This is a genomic window from Arthrobacter mobilis, assembly GCF_012395835.1.
GTDB lineage: Bacteria > Actinomycetota > Actinomycetes > Actinomycetales > Micrococcaceae > Crystallibacter > Crystallibacter mobilis.
Genome location: NZ_JAAZSQ010000053.1, coordinates 1 through 1,664, shown reverse-complemented (window position 1 = coordinate 1,664; position 1,664 = coordinate 1). Strand labels below are relative to the sequence as shown.

General features: G+C 69.4%; 1 protein-coding gene. It reads right to left on the bottom strand.

The annotated features are described in order from the left end of the window. Positions 1 to 1,664 (bottom strand): acetate--CoA ligase (gene acs / locus HGG74_RS20755; protein ID WP_168489437.1); only part of this gene is annotated, 1,664 nt, incomplete at both ends.

Sequence of the window (1,664 nt, the reverse complement as noted above, 5' to 3'; positions counted from 1 at the left end):
ATGTCCTTGAGCAGGCGGCGCATGATCTTGCCCGAGCGGGTCTTGGGCAGTTCCGGGACGATGAGGATCTGGCGCGGCTTGGCGATGGGGCCGATTTCCTTGCCCACGTGGTTGCGCAGCTCGGATACGATGTCCGCGCCTTCGGCGGCGGAGCCGCGCAGGATGACGAAGGCGACGACCGCCTCGCCGGTGGTTTCGTCCGCGGCCCCGACGACGGCGGCCTCGGCCACGGCCGGGTGGGAGACGAGGGCGGATTCGATTTCGGTGGTGGAGAGGCGGTGGCCGGAGACGTTCATCACGTCGTCGACCCGGCCCAGCAGCCAGATGTCCCCGTCCTCGTCGCGCTTGGCGCCGTCGCCGGCGAAGTACATGCCCTCGAACCGGGACCAGTAGGTGTCCTTGAAGCGTTCCGGGTCGCCCCAGATGCCGCGCAGCATGGCCGGCCAGGGCTCGCGGATGACCAGGTAGCCGCCGTGGCCGTTGGGCACGGAGGCGCCGGACTCGTCCACCACGTCCGCGGCGATGCCGGGCACCGGAACCTGCGCGGACCCGGGCTTGGTGGCGGTGATCCCGGGCAGCGGGGCGATCATGTGCGCCCCGGTCTCGGTCTGCCACCAGGTGTCCACGATCGGGGCCTTGTTGCCCCCGATGACGCGGCGGTACCACATCCAGGCCTCGGGGTTGATCGGCTCGCCCACGCTGCCGAGCACGCGCAGGCTGGACAGGTCGTATTTGGCCGGGATGTCCTCGCCCCACTTCATCATGGTGCGGATGGCGGTGGGGGCGGTGTAGAGGATGGAGACCTTGTACTTCTGGACCAGTTCCCACCAGCGGCCCTGGTGCGGGGTGTCCGGGGTGCCCTCGTACATCAGCTGGGTGGCACCGTTGATCAGCGGCGCGTAGGTGACGTAGGAGTGCCCGGTGACCCAGCCGATGTCCGCGGTGCACCAGTACACGTCGGTCTCCGGATGCAGGTCGAACACGGCCTTGTGGGTGTAGGCGCACTGGGTGAGGTAGCCGCCGGTGGTGTGCAGGATGCCCTTGGGCTTGCCGGTGGTGCCGGAGGTGTAGAGGATGAACAACGGGTGCTCGGCATCGTGGGCGACGGCGGCGTGCACGCCGGAGGCGGTCCCGACGGTCTCGTGCCACCACTGGTCCCGGCCGGTAATCCAGTCCACAGGCTCGTTGTTGCGCTTGACCACGACCACGTTCTCCACCGTGTGCCCCTCGGCGGCCAGGGCCTGATCCACCGCCGGCTTGAGCGGGCTTGGCTTGCCGCGCCGGTACGTGCCGTCGGCGGTGACCACCAGCCTGGCCTCGGCGTCCTCGATCCTCGAGCGCAGGGCCTCGGCGGAGAAGCCGCCGAAGACCACCGAGTGCACCGCGCCGATCCTGGCGCAGGCGAGCATGGTGATCACCGCTTCCGGGATCATCGGCAGGTAGACCGCGACCCGGTCGCCCTTGGCCACGCCCAGGGACTGAAACGCGTTGGCGGCCTTGCGCACTTCCTCGGCCAGCTGCGCGTAGGTGTAGGTGCGGGTATCGCCGGGCTCGCCCTCGAAGTAGATCGCCACCCGGTCCCCGAGCCCGTTCTCCACATGCCGGTCCAGCGCGTTGTACGCGGCGTTGAGTTCCCCGCCCACGAACCACTTCGCGAACGGGGC